We start from the raw sequence: 15,579 nt of genomic DNA on the forward strand, positions 1-15,579 counted from the left end.
ACGGGGCGCGGTCCCCGTCGCGCAAGGAGCTTCACATGTCCCGACCTGTTCCCGCCCGTGGCGCCTTCGTCGCCTGGGCCTGCCTGACCGTGGCGATCGTCGCCGAAGTGGTCGGCACGTCCTTCATGGCCCATGCCGCCCGCGATGGCGGCTGGACCGGCTATGTGGTGATGGCCGCCGCGCTGGCGCTTTCCTATTACTTCCTGGCGCTGTCGGTGCGCCGCATCGCCGTCGGCGTGGCCTACGCGGTGTGGGAAGGCCTGGGCCTGACCCTGCTGACCGTGGTCGGCATCAGCGTGTTCGGTGAGAGCCTGTCGCTGCAGCAGCTGGCCGGCCTGGTGCTGGCGGTGGTCGGCATCGTCTGTGTCACCCTCGGGGAGGCGCACTGATGAACTTGATGGCCTTGTTTTTCGTGATCTGCTCGGCGCTGATCGATGTGGCCGCCAACATGATGGTGGCCAGATCCGATGGCTTCCGTCGCTGGCGTTGGGGTGTCGGCGCCATCGTCCTGGTCTGGATCGCCTTCGCCCTGCTGGGCCAGGCCGTGCGCTACATGGACCTGGCGACCGCCTATGCGATGTGGGGCGCGATCGGCGTGATCGGTACGGCCACCTGTGGTCGCCTGCTGTTCGGCAACCGCCTGCGCCCGATCGGTTGGATCGGCATCGGCCTGGTCACGGCGGCGGTGCTGCTGCTCAGTACGGCGTGAACCCGGCTTGATTGCGGCGATCAGTGAGGTGGCCGACACTTGGGCTTTCCCGCAACGGAGTGCCCGCATGTTCAGTCACGTCACCGTCGGAACCAACGACATGGCGGCTTCCCGCCGCTTCTACGATGCCTTGTTCACTGCCATCGGCGGTCGCGCAGGCGTGTTCGATGACGAGGGCAAGCTGGTCTACGTCAAGGATGGACGGATGTTCATGGTCATCCCGCCCATCGATGGCCAGGCGGCGTGCCACGCCAACGGCGGCACCATCGGATTTGCGCTGGCAGACCCGCAGGCGGTGCATGCCTGGCAGGAAGCGGGAGTCGCCCACGGCGGTACCGCGGTGGAAGACCCGGCCGGCGTGCGGCACAAGGCTGGACGCCAGTTGTACCTGGCCTACCTGCGGGATCCCGACGGCAACAAGCTGTGCGCCGTGCATGTGATGGGTTGAATCGTCGGTGCCGGACGCGGCGTGTCGTAATCGGACCAGAGTGACAACGCCACCCGGTACGCCCGTCGGTCTGCCGGCGCGCGCGTAGCACGGAAATCCAGCCGATCGTGCCTGCGCGATGCCACGACTTCATCCTGTGTCCACTGCGATTCAGCCAGAATCGGTAGGCTTACTCTTTGATCGATCCGGAGATGGCTGCCCATGGAAGCACTGGAGCCTCAACATCAGCCGGTGCGAACCCTGCGGCCCGTTTTCGCCTTCGCGGCGATCGTCGTCGTTGCCTTCGCACTGTTCGTCAGCCTGTTTCCGCTCGGCGCCGGTCGCCTGCTGGTCAAGGCGCAGGACTGGGCCGCGCTCAACGTCGGCTGGTACTACCTGCTGGCGATGACCCTGTACCTGGTGTTCGTGGTCGGCGTGGCGTTGTCCAAATACGGCGGCATCAAGCTCGGTGCCGACCATGACGAACCGGAGTTCAGCTACCTCTCCTGGGCCGGCATGCTGTTCGCAGCAGGCATCAGCATCACCCTGTTCTTCTTCTGCGTTTCCGAGCCGCTGACCCACTACCTGCAGCCGCCGCAGGGTGATCCGGCCGCGGGCGAGGCCGGTGCGCGCCAGGCCATGCAGCTGCTGTTCCTGCACTGGGGCCTGCATGGCTGGGGCGTGTTCGCGCTGGCGGCGATGGCGATGGCCTATTTCGCCTACCGGCACAACCTGCCACTGGCGCTGCGCTCGGCGCTGTATCCATTGATCGGCAAGCGCATCAACGGCCCCATCGGCTACACCGTCGATGCCCTGGGCATTGTTGCCACCGTGTTCGGCATCGGTGCGGACATGGGCTTCGGCGTGCTGCACCTCAACGCTGGGCTGTCGCACCTGTTCAACGTGCCGCACTCGAACATGGTGCAGATCCTGCTGGTGGTGGCGATGATGGGCGCGGCGGTCGCGGTGGCCGTGTCCGGCGTGGAGAAGGGCGTGCGCTGGATGGCCAACATCAACATGCTGCTGGCGATTGCGCTGGTGCTGTTCATGCTGTGCGCCGGCCCCACCCAGTACCTGCTCAGCACGCTGATGCAGAACTTGGGCGACTACCTGGGCAGCGTGGTGGGCAAGAGTTTCGACGTATACGCCTATGGCGGCCGGCCGGAATGGCTGGGCGGCTGGACGGTGTTCTACTGGGCCTGGTGGATCGGCTGGGCGCCGTTCGTCGGCCTGTTCATCGCGCGCATCTCGCGCGGCCGCACCATCCGCGAGTTCGTGTTCGGCGTATTGCTGATCCCGCTCGGCTTCACCCTGGCGTGGCTGTCGATCTTCGGCAACAGCGCGCTGGACCAGGTGCTGCACCACGGCCAGCAGCAGTTGGCGCAGCTGGCGGTGGATGACCCACCGACGGTGCTGTACGCGTTGCTGGACAGCTACCCGTGGAGCAAGGCGGTGATCGGGGTGACCGTGCTGGTCAGCTTCATCTTCTTCGTGACGTCGGCCGATTCCGGGGCGGTGGTGCTGTCCACGCTGTCCTCGCATGGCGGTGCGCCGGAGGACGATGGCCCGCGCTGGCTGCGCGTGTTCTGGGGCACGGTGATCGCGGTGCTGACCGCCGGCCTGCTGCTGGCGGGCAGCATCGATGCGCTGAAATCCGCAGTGGTGCTGGCCTCGTTGCCGTTCTCGGCGGTGCTGCTGTTGATGATGTGGGGCCTGACCCGCGCCTTCAGTGACGAGTCGCATCGCAAGCGCGCGCAGCAGTTCAGGCCATCGCCGCTGATCGGCGATGACCGCCACCACCAGGGCTGGCGCCAGCGCCTGACCCAGGCCATGCACTTCCCGGTACGCGACCAGGTGTACCGCTTCATGGATGACACGGTGAAGCCGGCGATGGAGGCGGTGGCCGAGCAGCTGCGCGAGCAGGGCTGGGACGTGCAGACGCGGTTCGAAGCGGGCGACATGGAGCTGTCGGTCAACCACGGCGAGCAGCAGGACTTCCAGTACCGGGTGATCCTCAGTGGCTACCTGACCCCGTCCTTCGCCGCGCAGCAACTGCGCAACCAGCGCTACTACCGCGCCGAAGTGCATCTGTACGAGGGTAGCCAGGACTATGACCTGGTCGGCTACAGCCGCAAGCAGATCATCAACGACATCATCAGCCAGTACGAACGGCACCTGCAGTTCCTGCACCTGAGCCGTTGAACCTCGACCGGAGTGAAAGGTGTGATCTACACTTCGCGTTCACATGAACTGCTAACTTATCGATCATGGATGGTAACGATCTGCGCGCGCTGAGCGCGAAACGGACTTGGGCGTTGATTGTAAAAATCGGGCGTGACAAGGAAGAGCGAGAGCCTCTCCTCGCTCTCGTTTACATAATTTGCCTGTATGACTCATTGAATTATGGGTCACTCAAGTCCGAGATTGAAAATTTTCGCGACATTAAGAGTTTCATTGAGCCCGATAAATTCTCTTCGCTTCTGAATGATCTAGTTGGCGAGGAAGATTCCAAGCAGGGACGGTCTGAAGTTGCTTGGAGTAGATTGGTTGGCGCGCTGGTTGCTTGGGCGGGGGCTCCTCAATGGAGGGCGGAGCCACCGAGCCATGAAAATGTGCGCGCTGTCTATTCATCTCTTCGTCAATGGCTTCCGAGCTTCGATGGGCTTGGCATTGTAGTTTTTTTGAATGAACTCTATTTGCGCTATCGAGGTGCGGCATCGTCTCGCACGGTGGAGACACTCTTTTGCGCTGCCTTGGTAGGGGGCAATTCAAGGCTATCCGAATCAACCGCATGGTCGGGTAATGTTGTGTCGGAGGCCGCTATTCGCTCCCGTTCCACCCCGCGCCTCATCGCCCCGCTTGGTGCTCCTGCGTTGAGTCGAGCCGGAGCTGCGCTGTGGTGGATACGCCTTCGATGCAATGGAGTTGAAGTTCAGCAGTCGGCAGACGTGGTCGATCTTCATGTTATTGAGGGTGAGTCCATCTCGGCGAGTTTTGCGGGTCGAGACTTGCCCCCTTCAAGGAACTGGAGGTGGATTGAGCAGTTGCATGAAATCGTTTCGGGCGAGAGATTGGTCGCTCTAATCTTGCCTTCGTCGTCACTGGCGCGGCCAACGTACCAGCGAAAGCTGTCTGAGCTTGCATCCAAGGGTTGGATACATGGTCTCGTCGCGATGCCGACTGGTTCTTCTAAGAGTGCCCGAGTCGTACTGATTCTATCCAGGCATGAGCGCCGGCGAGATGCGGTGCTTGTGACAGATCTTTCCTCCATTCCCGATGGGCTTTCGCTTGGGCTTGAGGATAAAGCCGAGATCGGAGGCCTAATTGTTGGGAGGGCACTTGGTATTGATCGGGTTTTTGATGTTGGTAGTCGCTGGGCACTCAGTCCGTCGGTTGAGAAGGTTGTAAATAGAGAAGGTTTGGACGAGCTTGCGGCGTCTTCTGGGTTGATCGAATACGTCGAGGATCAGGCTGCTGAGGCGGATCCTAGTATTTTGATTCCCCGGGCTGGAGCTGTATCTATTGCGGGAGAAGATCTGTTTTCTCCAATCCGAAGTGATAAGTTATGGTCTGATGTTAATTCTTCTCCCGGGTCTTGCTTTTATGTGATTGGCGACAATGGTGAAGGGAAAAGTTTTCTGTTGGCGGATTTGGCTCGGAGATTTTCCAATGATGGGGTGGTTTGTGTGGCGATTGCCTTTTCAGTGAATGATAGGTTTTGGTCGATAAAGTCCTCTGTTGACATTGGTTTGAAATATGTTTATCGCGGGCTCCTGGATTCAAAGGGTAGGGCTAGTGGAAAGGAGTTTGAGAGAAGTTTGCTTCGAGATATTGAAGCTATCAGCTCAGATCCAGCTAGACTTGAAAGGTTGAGAGGTTTTCTCGGTGAGTGTGGATTCCAGGAGGGTGTGTACCTGCTTCCGGGTGGAGGGCGGTCCGCGAAGGATTCCGCCTTTGTGGAGATAGGTGAGTTGGCGGGTCGATCTATCGCCGGCTATCAGCCATGCTTCCGGCGAAAAATGAGAGATGGTGAAATTGTTCCATTCGCAGGTTTGAGCTCGGGCGAACGGCACATCGTTCACTTGCTGCTTGTTGTTGTGAGGAATATGGGGCAAGGGGTCGTGTTCCTTGTGGATGAGCCGGAGATTAGTCTTCACGCTAAGTGGCAGAGGTTAATGCCAATTCTGTTCTCAAGAATGTCTGGAGAACTCGGAGTAACGTTCGTTGTCGCAACGCACTCGCCAATTCTTATTGCAGGTGCGAACGATGCGGCGGGAGTTGTCTATTCGGCCTCCTCGGGCAGTTTGCAGGAGATGGAGCTCTCCGACCGGAATTCGGTTGGGCGGGCACTGCTGGATGGTTTCAGCGTGTACACCCCTGGCAGTTTGGATCTATATGAAGATTGTGCGAGGATTGTTTCTACGGCTGTTGAGGCTTGTAACGATGATCAGCCGGTTGGACGCAGGGTGGAAATCGCTCTGGCTGACGCGGATCGTCTTTTGCAATTGATTTCGGCTGCCAAAGGGTGCGTGGATGAGGCGCAGAGAGGCAAGGACATGGAGCTCTTAAGGATGGCGCGCCTGGCAATAGGTGAGGTTGAAAGTCACGCACACCTCAATGCAGGGGGCTGATTGAGGATGCCTGGAGTGAATTCTGCTGTGAAACAGTATTGGTCAAAGCCAACTAAGGTTCTGCTTGATGCTGGTCCCGCGAGAAAAGCTTTGCGCAGTCTCTACTTTTCGTCAATGAGGCGCAGGGTTGATCTTTGGGCCGAAAGCCAGAAGTTTGATGAACTGATTGATGGGAGAAAAATTACGTGGCGCATCCTCCAATCAGGATTCAGAGACTATCGCGCCGCAGTTCAGGGTGGGCGCTGCTGTTATTGTAGGGGCGAATTAATTGGATCCAAAGGTGGGAGGCCCGTTGAACACGTCCTGCCTCGTTCACACTATCCCCAATTTAGTTTTTGCTTTTGGAATCTTGCCATTTCTTGCCCAAGATGCAATGGGATTAAGACAAATCATGACTGGATGTTGGCGTTGGATAAAAGCGGTCGAAGGTATCCGAGGCCAGTTGACTCCGTCCATTTTTTCCATCCCGTTTATGATGCTTATGGGGATCATGTTTGGATGCGCCGGGTTAGTGATGGGCACTCGTCCGTCGCCGTCTTCGTCGGCCTGACCGACAAGGGGAGACACCTGTGTAGTTCTGTGCTTAACAAGGTCTCGAAGGTCGAAACTAGAGTCGCCGGAAGCCCAGGGCTAGCCAAATCACTCGATTTAATAGATGGGTTGGTGTCTGGTATCGCCGTGCCTGCTAACGGGGACTACGTGCGGTTTCGTGAGCAATTGAAAGTGGTTCTTGGTGGTCTTTAGATCGCAGTTCGACCGGCCGCTGCTTCAGCGCAATTGCTAAAGTGCAATTGTTCAATGGCGTCCAGGATTACGACCTGGTCGGCTACAGCCGCAAGCAGATCATCAACGACATCATCAGCCAGTACGAACGGCACCTGCAGTTCCTGCACCTGAGCCGTTGATGCAGCCACGCCGGGCATGGCCCTTGTCTTTGGAGGGTGCGGACCGTTGGTCCGCACCCTCCTGCACGGTCAGAGCCCTTCCCCTTCGGAAAGGGATCCGACCCCGTGGGCATCACGCGCGCAGCAGCACCTTGCCATTGCGGCCCGAGCCGGCGCCGGCTTTCGCCGCCTGGGCGATGTCGTCCAATGCGAAGATCTGCTCCACCGGCAGGGTCAGTTCACCCCCGGCCGCACGCTTCAGCAGTTCACCCACCAACCGCCGCTTGTCTTCCACCGCCATTGCCTGGCTGACCTTGCTGCCCCAGAAGCCCTTCACCGTGGCTTCCTTGTAGATCAGGCCGCCGGCGGGAATGCGCATCGGTTCGCCGCTCATCACACCGAAAGAGACCAGGGTGCCGTGGTGGCCGAGCAGGTCGACCAGGTCGCCGCTGGCATCGCCACCGATGGAATCGACTGCAGCAGCGGCCTGCGCTTGCCCGGTGGCTTCGCGCACGCGGTCCTTCCAGCCGTCCACCGAGGTATCGAACACGTGATCGATGCCCAGTGCCTGCAGTTGCGCCACGGCCTCGGCATTGCGCACCAGGTTGGCCACGTGCACGCCGCGCGCCTTTGCGAGCATCGCCAGCGATTTGCCGACGGCACCGTTGGCGGTGTTCTGCACGATCCACTGGCCCTGCTCGACGTGCAGGAATTCCAGCAGCATCAACGCGCTCAGGGGCATGGCGATCAGCTGTGCGGCCGTTTCATCGGCGATCGCGTCCGGCATCGGGATCACCATCCGCGCCGGTGCGATGAACGCCTCGGCCCAGGTGCCGTGCACCGAGGCGGCGGCAACCCGCTGGCCGATCTGCAGGCCGTCGACGCCTTCGCCGAGCGCATCGACCACGCCCAGTGCTTCGCTGCCGCCGATCGCCGGCAGCGTCGGCTTGTAGCCATACAGGCCACGCACGGTCAGCAGATCGTGGTTGTGGATCGAGGCCAGCACGGTGCGGATGCGTACTTCGCCGGGACCGGGTTCGGGCAGGGGGGCATCGGCAACGGCAAGGACCTGGGATGGATCGCCGAAGGAGGAGTACAGGGCAGCGCGCATGGGCGGTGTTCCAATGAAAGTTGACGTTGTACCGAACTGGGGATGCGCCCGGCGTCGACAAGGCCGCGCACGTGCAACACGGCATCCTGCGACCGATGGTCGCGTTGGCGCACGATCACCGCATCTTGTGTTGACGGCTCGGGATATCCCCACTATGTTGGGGCTGTCACTCCCGGTCAGCCGCCGCCGCCGGACATGCAGCAAACGTCCCGCGGCCCGCCCCTGAAGGCTTGCCGTGTCGACGCGGCCGCCACCGTGCGGACGCAGGTCGCCCCCACGGCCCGGATACCGGCCGCAGGCGCAGGCAGATGCCGACGACCTGTGTTCCCGCCCCTTGGCACTTCACCCGTTCGCCCCGTGCGCCGGTATCGCGTGCAGGGCCGCCATGGCATCGGGCGCCGACGCGCGCACGAGCCTGGAGTTCCACCACCATGACCGACAGTACCTTCCGCGTGGCCGACCTGGCCGGCGCCGGCGACGCCATGCGCGCCAGCGGCGAGCGCGTGCCGACCTGGATCACCAAGGAAGCCGGCAATCGTCGCCTGCCGTTCGATGCGGCGCGCCTGCTGCGCAGCATCGATACCATCCACGCCGAGCTGCCGCAGCTGGATGTGGCCGACTATCGCCGCGTGGTGCTGGCGATGGTCGAACGCAAGCCCAGCATCAGCGCCGATGATCTGGTGGATCTGCTGATCCGCGAAGCGGAATCGCGCGTCGACCTTGTCGCGCCGCAGTGGGAACAGTTCGCTGCACGCCTGTACCTGCGCCGGCTGTACAAGCGCGCCAGCCGCAACCGCTTCTACGATGTCAGCCTGAAGTACGGTTCCTACGTGGGCCTGCAGGAAAGCCTGGCCGATCGCGGCATCTACAGCAACGACATCCTGCGCTGCTATTCGAAGGAAGAGCTGCAGCAGGCCGGCGAGATGATCGACCCCGAGCGCGATCGTCTGTTCGCCTACAACGGGCTGTACCTGCTGGCCACGCGCTACCTGGCTACCGATCGCAGCCGCGAGGTGTATGAGCTGCCGCAGGAACGTTGGTTGACCATTGCCCTGTACCTGATGCAGAACGAGGGCGGGGCTGGTGAGAGCGGCCGCGTGCGCCGCATGCAGCTGGTGGGCGAGGCGTACTGGGCGTTGTCCAACCTGTACATGACCGTGGCCACGCCGACCCTGGCCAATGCCGGCAAGGTCGGCGGCCAGCTGTCGAGCTGCTTCATCGACACGGTGGACGACAGCCTGCAGGGCATCTATGACTCCAACACCGACATCGCCCGCGTGTCCAAGCACGGTGGTGGTGTGGGTGCGTACCTGGGGTACGTGCGCAGCAGTGGCGCGCCGATCCGCGGCGTGCCCAACTCGTCCGGCGGCGTGGTGCCGTGGATCAAGCAGCTCAACAACACGGCGGTGTCGGTCGACCAGCTCGGCCAGCGCAAGGGTGCAGTGGCGGTGTACCTGGACATCTGGCACCGCGACATCGAGGCGTTCATGGACCTGCGCCTGAACAACGGCGACCAGCGCCTGCGTGCGCATGATGTGTTCACCGCCATCTGCGTGCCGGACCTGTTCATGGAGGCCGTCGAGCGCCGTGCCGACTGGTACCTGTTCGATCCGCACGAGGTGAAGCAGGCCAAAGGCTGGTACCTGCAGGATTTCTACGACGAGAAGCGAGGGCAGGGCAGCTTCCGCGACCGCTACGCCGAACTGGTGGCCGACGAGCGCATCAGCCGTCGCACGGTGAAGGCGATCGACCTGTTCAAGCGGATCATGCTCAGCCAGCTGGAAACCGGCAACCCGTTCCTGTTCTACCGCGACGAAGTGAACCGGAAGAACCCGAACAAGCATGCGGGCATGGTCTATTCCAGCAACCTGTGCACCGAGATCCTGCAGAACATGAGCCCGACGCGGATGATCCAGGAGATCGTCAGCGGCGACCAGATCGTCACTACCCGCCGCGCGGGCGACTTCGTGGTCTGCAATCTGTCGTCGATCAACCTCGGCCGTGCCATCACCGCCCCCGAGGATCTGCTGGCCAAGGATGTGCTGGAACGGTTGATTCCGATCCAGGTACGCATGCTCGACAACGTGATCGATCTCAATGCGCTGCCGGTGCCGCAGGCCACCATCACCAACCGCAAGTACCGCGCCATAGGCCTGGGCACGTTCGGCTGGCACCACCTGCTGGCACAGCAGGCGATCCATTGGGAATCGCCCGAGGCCGAGGAACTGTCCGATCGCCTGTTCGAGCGCATCAACTTCCTGACCATCCAGGCCAGCGCGCAGCTGGCCAAGGAGAAGGGCAGCTATCCGATGTTCGCTGGCAGCGACTGGCACAACGGCAACTATTTCCGTGACCGCGATTACAGCGGTGCGGCCTGGGACAGTCTTGCGCGCGAGGTGGCCACCAACGGCCTGCGCAATGGCTGGCTGCTGGCGGTGGCGCCGAACATGAGCACCGCGCAGATCGCCGGCTCCACCGCGTCGATCGATCCGATCTACAGCGCGTTCTACTACGAGGAAAAGAAGGACTTCCGACGACCGGTGGCCGCGCCTGGCCTGTCGCTGGACACCTGGCCGTACTACGAGAAGGGTGCCTACAAGGTCGATCAGTTCGCCAGCGTGCGGCAGAACGCACGCCGCCAGCGCCATGTGGACCAGTCGATCAGCTTCAACCTGTACGTGCCCAGCACGATCCGCGCCAGCACCCTGCTGGAGCTGCACCTGAGCGCCTGGCGGGAAGGGTTGAAGACCACCTACTACGTGCGCTCCAACGACATCGACATCAGCGAATGCGAGTGGTGCTCGAGCTGATCGCTGCGCTCCAGCCGCGGTAGCGCCGGGCCATGCCCGGCGAGCGCACTGCGCGGCCACCGCACCTCACCTTCCGCCGGGCATGGCCCGGCGCTACCTCTGCAGGAAAGACCATGGCAACACCCCTGGACCGCATCAAGATCCTCGAACCGCGCCACCCCAACCGCAGCACCGGCATCATCAACGGCCGCACCAGCGGCATCCTGAACTGGAACGACATTCCGTACCCGTCGTTCTATCGCGCCTACAAGGAACTGTCGACCAACTTCTGGATCCCCGACGAAGTGGACATGAAGGTGGATGCACGCCAGTACGGCGAGCTCAACGCGCGCGAGAAGAACGCCTACGATTCCATCATCGGCCTGCTGGCCACGCTGGATTCGCCGCAGACGCGCTTCATCTACAACGTCGCCGAGTACATCACCGATCCGGCCGCGCACGCCAACGCGGCGATCATCGGCCAGCAGGAGGTGATCCACAACGAGAGCTACAGCTACGTGCTGGCCTCGATCACCGACCTGCCCAACCAGAACCGCATCTTCGAGATCGCCCGCACCCATCCCACCATCATCAAGCGCAACGCACCGATCATGGGGGCCTATGACGATTTCATGCGCGAGAAGACCGCCGAAACCCTGCTGAAGTCGCTGATCCAGTCCTCGATCCTGGAAGGCATCAACTTCTATTCCGGCTTCGCGTACTTCTACAACATGGTGCGGCAGAACCGCATGAACGGCACCGGCAAGATCATCAGCTTCATCAATCGTGACGAACTGGCCCACACCAAGTTCATCAGCGAGCTGATCCGCGCCATCATCGGCGAGAACCCGGAACTGCAGACCAACGAGCTGACCGCCTACGTGCACCAGTCGTTCGAACACGCCATCGATCTGGAAACCCAGTGGTCGGCGGAGGTGCTCGATGGCATCGATGGCATCGACGTGGACGAGATGGTGCGCTACGTGAAGTACCGCGCCAACAAGATGGCCGGCATGCTCGGCATCGAGCGCCTGTACAGCGACACCACCGACAACGTGATGCCGTGGATCAAGGCCTACGCCGACAACTTCACCGAGACCAAGACCGACTTCTTCGAGATGCGCAATGCAAGCTACAAGAAGACCAACGTCGACAACGGCTTCGACGACCTCTGAGCGCGGCCCGGCGCTGCGCATCCTGATCGTGGTGGCGTCGCTCAGCGGCAACACCCGTGAGCTCGGCCGCCACATCGCCGCGCGTTGCCGGGCCGCAGGCCACGCCGTGCACTGGCAGGAGGCCGACGACCTGCGCCAGGGCCCGCCGTTGCCGGTGGATGAGGCCGACCTGGTGCTGCTGGGCTGCTGGACCGACAACGCCGGGCGCACGCCATCGGAGATGAAGGCCTGGGTGGCAGGCATCGCCGAGCGCGGCCAGCAGCCGCGGCAGGTGGCGGTGTTCGGCACCGGTGAAACGCAGTGGGGGCAGGAGTACTACTGCGGTGCGGTGCACCGGCTGATCCGCTATTTCCACAGTGGCTACCCGCCGCTGGAGATCGAACAGATGCCACATGGCCGGCGGCATGCCGCGGCCATCGATACCTGGACCGATGCGGTCCTGGATCACTACTGGAGTACCACCGATGCAGATCATCGACGCCACCACGCCTGAGCAGTTCCAGCAGCTGCTGGCCGACCATCCACGCGTGCTGGTGGACTTCCACAAGGACCAGTGCCCGGGCTGCCGGATGCTGGACATGTCGCTGCAGCGGGTGGCCAGCGGCACTGCAGGGCAGGGCACGACCCTGCTGCGGGTGCAGCTGGAGGTGGTGGGCGAGGCGTTCTTCCGCGAGCTGGGCCTGCGGCAGACCCCTACGCTGTTGCTGTTCCTGGACGGTGACGAGCGCATGCGCATGCCGGGTTTCCAGTCGCCGCAGCAGATCGAAGCGGCCATCGCGGAGTTCCTGTAGCGCCGGTCATGCCACATCCACGCGTGGCGTGGATCTACTGCAGGTCGCCAGCGGTAGCGCCGGGCCATGCCCGGCGGATTCCCACCGCGCGGATCAACCGGCTGCGAACGTATCCACCAGCAGCTTCACGTTCAGCACCACGATCACCAGCGCGATCACCCAGGCAATGCCGCCCAGCCAGCGCGGTGCCACCAGCGCGCCCATCGTCACTTTGTCGGTCACGATGCGTACCAGCGGGATGATCGCGAAGGGCAGCTGCATGGACAGCACCACCTGGCTCAGCACCAGCAGCTTCACCGCGCCCTGGTCGCCGAACAGCATGATGACCACCACCACCGGAATGATCGCCAGTGCGCGGGTGATCAGCCGCCGCAGCCACGGTGGCAGGCGCAGGCGCAGGAACCCTTCCATCACGATCTGCCCGGCCAGTGTCGCGGTCACGGTGGAGTTCAGGCCGGAGGCGAGCAGCGCCACTGCGAACAATGTCGAGGCCAGGCCGACGCCCAGCATCGGTGCCAGCAACTGGTGCGCCTGCTCGATGTCTTCCACGTCGAAGCGGCCGTTGGCATGGAATACCGCCGCCGCCAGGATCAGGATGCTGGCGTTGATGAACAGCGCCAGGGTCAAGGCAAAGGTGCTGTCGGTCACCGCCCAGCGCAGCGCGCTGCGACGGCCTTCATCGGTGCGTGGATAGGCACGGGTCTGCACGATGGAAGAATGCAGGTACAGGTTGTGCGGCATCACCGTGGCACCGATGATGCCGATGGCGATGTACAGCGCGTGCGGATCGGTGACCACCTGCGCGCGCGGAATGAAACCGCCCAGCACCTGCATCACCGGCGGCGCGGCCAGCGCGATCTGCACCATGAAGCAGCCGAAGATCACCAGCAGCAGCGCAATCACGAAGGCTTCCAGCGCGCGGAAACCGCGGTTCATCAACAGCAGCACCAGCAGCGTGTCCAGCGCGGTGATCACCGCGCCCCACAGCAGCGGCAGATCGAACAACAGTTTCAGCGCGATGGCCGTGCCGATCACTTCGGCCAGGTCGCAGGCGATGATCGCCGCTTCGCACAACGCCCACAGCGCCAGGTTCACCGGGTTGGGGTAGCGCGCACGGCAGGCCTGCGCCAGGTCCATGCCGGTGGCGATGCCCAGCCGTGCCGACAGCGCCTGCAGGATCACCGCCATCAGGTTGGAGATCAGGATGACCGACAGCAGCAGATAGCCGAAGCGTGAGCCACCTGCGAGATCGGTCGCCCAGTTGCCCGGATCCATGTAACCCACCGACACCATGTAGCCGGGGCCCAGGAAGGCCAGCAGCCGGAACCACCAGTGGCCCTTTTCGGGCACGGCGATCGACGCGTTGAGCGCACCCAGGCTGGCCGCGGTGGAGGCCGGAGAGTCGGTGGGCGCGACAGTGTTCATGGCTGCCAATATAGCCACTGCTATATCGCATAGCAATGTGAAACAATCGTCTTTACTGCGTCACTGGTCCAGAATTCAGGTTCGCACCCGGCTGACAACTGCAGGACAGGCACACGCGTGGGCAAGACGGACGATTCGACATCGCTGAAAAGCACCCCCTTGATCGAGGCCGAGCGCCAGGTCGAGAGCTTCCGGCAAGTGCGCGAAGCACACCGGATGGAGCTGGTGGAGGATTATGTCGAGCTGATCTCCGACCTGCTGGCCGACGGCGGCGAGGCCCGCCAGGTCGACATCGCCACCCGCCTCGGTGTGGCCCAGCCGACCGTGGCGAAGATGCTGCGCCGGCTGGCCCGCGATGGCTGGGTGGTGCAGCGCCCGTACCGCGGCGTGTTCCTGACCCCGGAGGGCGAGGCGCTGGCCCATGCCAGCCGCCAGCGCCACCAGACCGTGGAGCGCTTCCTGCTGGCGCTGGGCGTGGACCCGGATACCGCGCGACGTGATGCCGAGGGCATCGAGCACCACGTCAGCGAACAGACGCTGGCACTGTTCGACGCATTCGTGCGCAAGGCCGAGGGCGGTTCCGCCGAACGGTAGCGCCGGGCCATGCCCGGCGGAGGCGTTGCCGTCTCACGCATTTCGCCGGGCATGGCCCGGCGCTACCAGGGTTGAACGCCTGGCGCTGGGCGTGGACCCGGATACCGCGCGACGTGATGCCGAGGGCATCGAGCACCACGTCAGCGAACAGACACTGGCACTGTTCGGCGCATTCGTGCGCAAGTGCCGAGGGCGGCTGAACCAGGTTTGCTGGGGAGACCAGCCAGGCGCGGCCTGGCTCTACGTTACAGCTGACTCGACATTACACGGTGCGCACACAGGTGTGCCGGTGGTCATGCACCGGAAGCGGTCAGCCGCGGCGGAAGGCGGCGGGAGTGCGCGCGCCGACGATGATCATGCGGATCATCGTGGAGATCTGTTCGACCAGTTCCGGATCGTTCTCAGGGGGCTGGTCCATGGCCGAAGCGCCCATCGCAAACACCAGCCGGGTGATCGCCATCGACACCAGTTCCGGCTTGTACAGCACCGCGCCATCCAGTGCGGCCAAGCGAACCAGGTCATGCTGCAGTTCTTCTTCGAAGTAGTGCAGTTCGCGTTCGACCGCGTGCTTGAAATCGTCCGAGCCGACCGCGCCTTCGCGCAGCAGTACGTGCAGCAGCTTGTCGTCGGCACGCAGCTGTTCCATGAAGGTTTCCACCGACACGCGTACCACGCTGGTGGCGCTGGACGTAGCGCGCTGGCGGGCTTCACCGATGATGGTGCGCAGCGAGCGCCCAGCCACGTCGATCAAGGCGACGGCCAGTTCGTCCATGTCGCGGAACTGGCGGTAGAAGCTGTTGGGTGCGATGCCCGCCTCGCGCGCGACTTCGCGCAGGCTGAGGGTGGAGAGGCTGCGATGCGGGCCGATCAGTTTCAACGCGGCGGCCAGCAGATCCTCGCGGCTCACCGTACGGCGGGCCGGGCTGCTGGCATCTTCAGGCGGAGACAGAACGGTGGCGGCGGCCATGGTACTTCCGGAGGGGCAAGGCTGAATCATACCCAATCCGGTGCAATATACACATGTATACACAGCTGTGTGTGCG

General features: G+C 62.8%; 13 protein-coding genes and 1 pseudogene. 11 read left to right on the forward strand and 3 right to left on the reverse strand.

The window, feature by feature from the left end:
* Nucleotides 1–35 precede the first annotated feature (35 nt).
* The 5 genes from K5K93_RS00950 to K5K93_RS00970 all read left to right on the forward strand — a co-directional run bounded on the left by K5K93_RS00950 (nt 36) and on the right by K5K93_RS00970 (nt 5,767).
* Nucleotides 36–389, forward strand: a complete 354-nt coding sequence (locus tag K5K93_RS00950) for an SMR family transporter (protein WP_088100152.1) — start codon at nt 36–38, stop codon at nt 387–389.
* On the forward strand, nt 389–709 hold the full coding sequence (locus tag K5K93_RS00955; protein ID WP_222389192.1) for a multidrug efflux SMR transporter: 321 nt from the start codon (nt 389–391) through the stop codon (nt 707–709). The genes K5K93_RS00950 and K5K93_RS00955 overlap by 1 nt, the downstream gene beginning before the upstream one ends.
* A 67-nt stretch (nt 710–776) precedes the next feature.
* Nucleotides 777–1,157 (forward strand): VOC family protein, encoded by a 381-nt coding sequence (locus K5K93_RS00960; RefSeq protein ID WP_093818540.1) that lies wholly within the window; start codon nt 777–779, stop codon nt 1,155–1,157.
* A gap of 201 nt (nt 1,158–1,358) precedes the next feature.
* Nucleotides 1,359–3,338 carry a choline BCCT transporter BetT gene (betT, locus tag K5K93_RS00965; RefSeq protein WP_222389195.1) on the forward strand — a complete coding sequence of 660 codons (1,980 nt, stop codon included), beginning with the start codon at nt 1,359–1,361 and terminating at the stop codon, nt 3,336–3,338.
* A 65-nt stretch (nt 3,339–3,403) separates the two neighbouring features.
* The gene (locus K5K93_RS00970; protein WP_222389199.1) at nt 3,404–5,767 is read left to right on the forward strand and encodes an AAA family ATPase; all 2,364 of its coding nucleotides are present in this window, start codon (nt 3,404–3,406) and stop codon (nt 5,765–5,767) included.
* Between the two features lie 1,017 nt (nt 5,768–6,784).
* Here K5K93_RS00970 and K5K93_RS00975 read toward each other — a convergent pair.
* On the reverse strand, nt 6,785–7,762 hold the full coding sequence (locus K5K93_RS00975) for a zinc-binding dehydrogenase (RefSeq protein ID WP_222389201.1): 978 nt from the start codon (nt 7,760–7,762) through the stop codon (nt 6,785–6,787).
* A 482-nt stretch (nt 7,763–8,244) separates the two neighbouring features.
* Between K5K93_RS00975 and K5K93_RS00980 the strand changes: the two genes are divergently transcribed.
* The 4 genes from K5K93_RS00980 to K5K93_RS00995 all read left to right on the forward strand — a co-directional run bounded on the left by K5K93_RS00980 (nt 8,245) and on the right by K5K93_RS00995 (nt 12,517).
* On the forward strand, nt 8,245–10,572 hold the full coding sequence (locus K5K93_RS00980; RefSeq protein WP_223482692.1) for a ribonucleoside-diphosphate reductase subunit alpha: 2,328 nt from the start codon (nt 8,245–8,247) through the stop codon (nt 10,570–10,572).
* Nucleotides 10,573–10,685: 113 nt separating this feature from the next.
* On the forward strand, nt 10,686–11,726 hold the full coding sequence (locus K5K93_RS00985) for a ribonucleotide-diphosphate reductase subunit beta (RefSeq protein WP_222389207.1): 1,041 nt from the start codon (nt 10,686–10,688) through the stop codon (nt 11,724–11,726).
* Nucleotides 11,727–11,739: 13 nt separating this feature from the next.
* On the forward strand, nt 11,740–12,219 hold the full coding sequence (locus tag K5K93_RS00990) for a flavodoxin (RefSeq protein ID WP_261311984.1): 480 nt from the start codon (nt 11,740–11,742) through the stop codon (nt 12,217–12,219).
* Entirely contained in the window at nt 12,191–12,517 is a 327-nt protein-coding gene (locus K5K93_RS00995; RefSeq protein ID WP_222389212.1) for a thioredoxin family protein, read from the forward strand. Before K5K93_RS00990 ends, K5K93_RS00995 begins: the two co-directional genes overlap by 29 nt.
* 93 nt (nt 12,518–12,610) lie before the next feature.
* Here the strand turns inward: K5K93_RS00995 and K5K93_RS01000 are convergent, their stop codons facing one another.
* Nucleotides 12,611–13,942 (reverse strand): Nramp family divalent metal transporter, encoded by a 1,332-nt coding sequence (locus K5K93_RS01000; protein ID WP_222389219.1) that lies wholly within the window; start codon nt 13,940–13,942, stop codon nt 12,611–12,613.
* A 117-nt stretch (nt 13,943–14,059) separates the two neighbouring features.
* Between K5K93_RS01000 and mntR the strand changes: the two genes are divergently transcribed.
* Both mntR and K5K93_RS20200 read left to right on the forward strand, forming a co-directional pair.
* Nucleotides 14,060–14,536, forward strand: a complete 477-nt coding sequence (gene mntR / locus K5K93_RS01005) for a manganese-binding transcriptional regulator MntR (protein WP_025878571.1) — start codon at nt 14,060–14,062, stop codon at nt 14,534–14,536.
* 79 nt (nt 14,537–14,615) lie between these two features.
* Nucleotides 14,616–14,720, forward strand: a pseudogene (locus K5K93_RS20200) (transcriptional regulator MntR); the annotation flags it as partial.
* 126 nt (nt 14,721–14,846) lie between these two features.
* Here K5K93_RS20200 and fabR read toward each other — a convergent pair.
* Nucleotides 14,847–15,503, reverse strand: coding sequence for an HTH-type transcriptional repressor FabR (gene fabR, locus K5K93_RS01010; RefSeq protein WP_025878574.1), 657 nt, complete (start codon nt 15,501–15,503; stop codon nt 14,847–14,849).
* Between the last annotated feature and the right edge of the window lie 76 nt (nt 15,504–15,579).

Source organism: Stenotrophomonas sp. DR822, assembly GCF_019793815.1.
GTDB classification, from domain to species: domain Bacteria; phylum Pseudomonadota; class Gammaproteobacteria; order Xanthomonadales; family Xanthomonadaceae; genus Stenotrophomonas; species Stenotrophomonas indicatrix.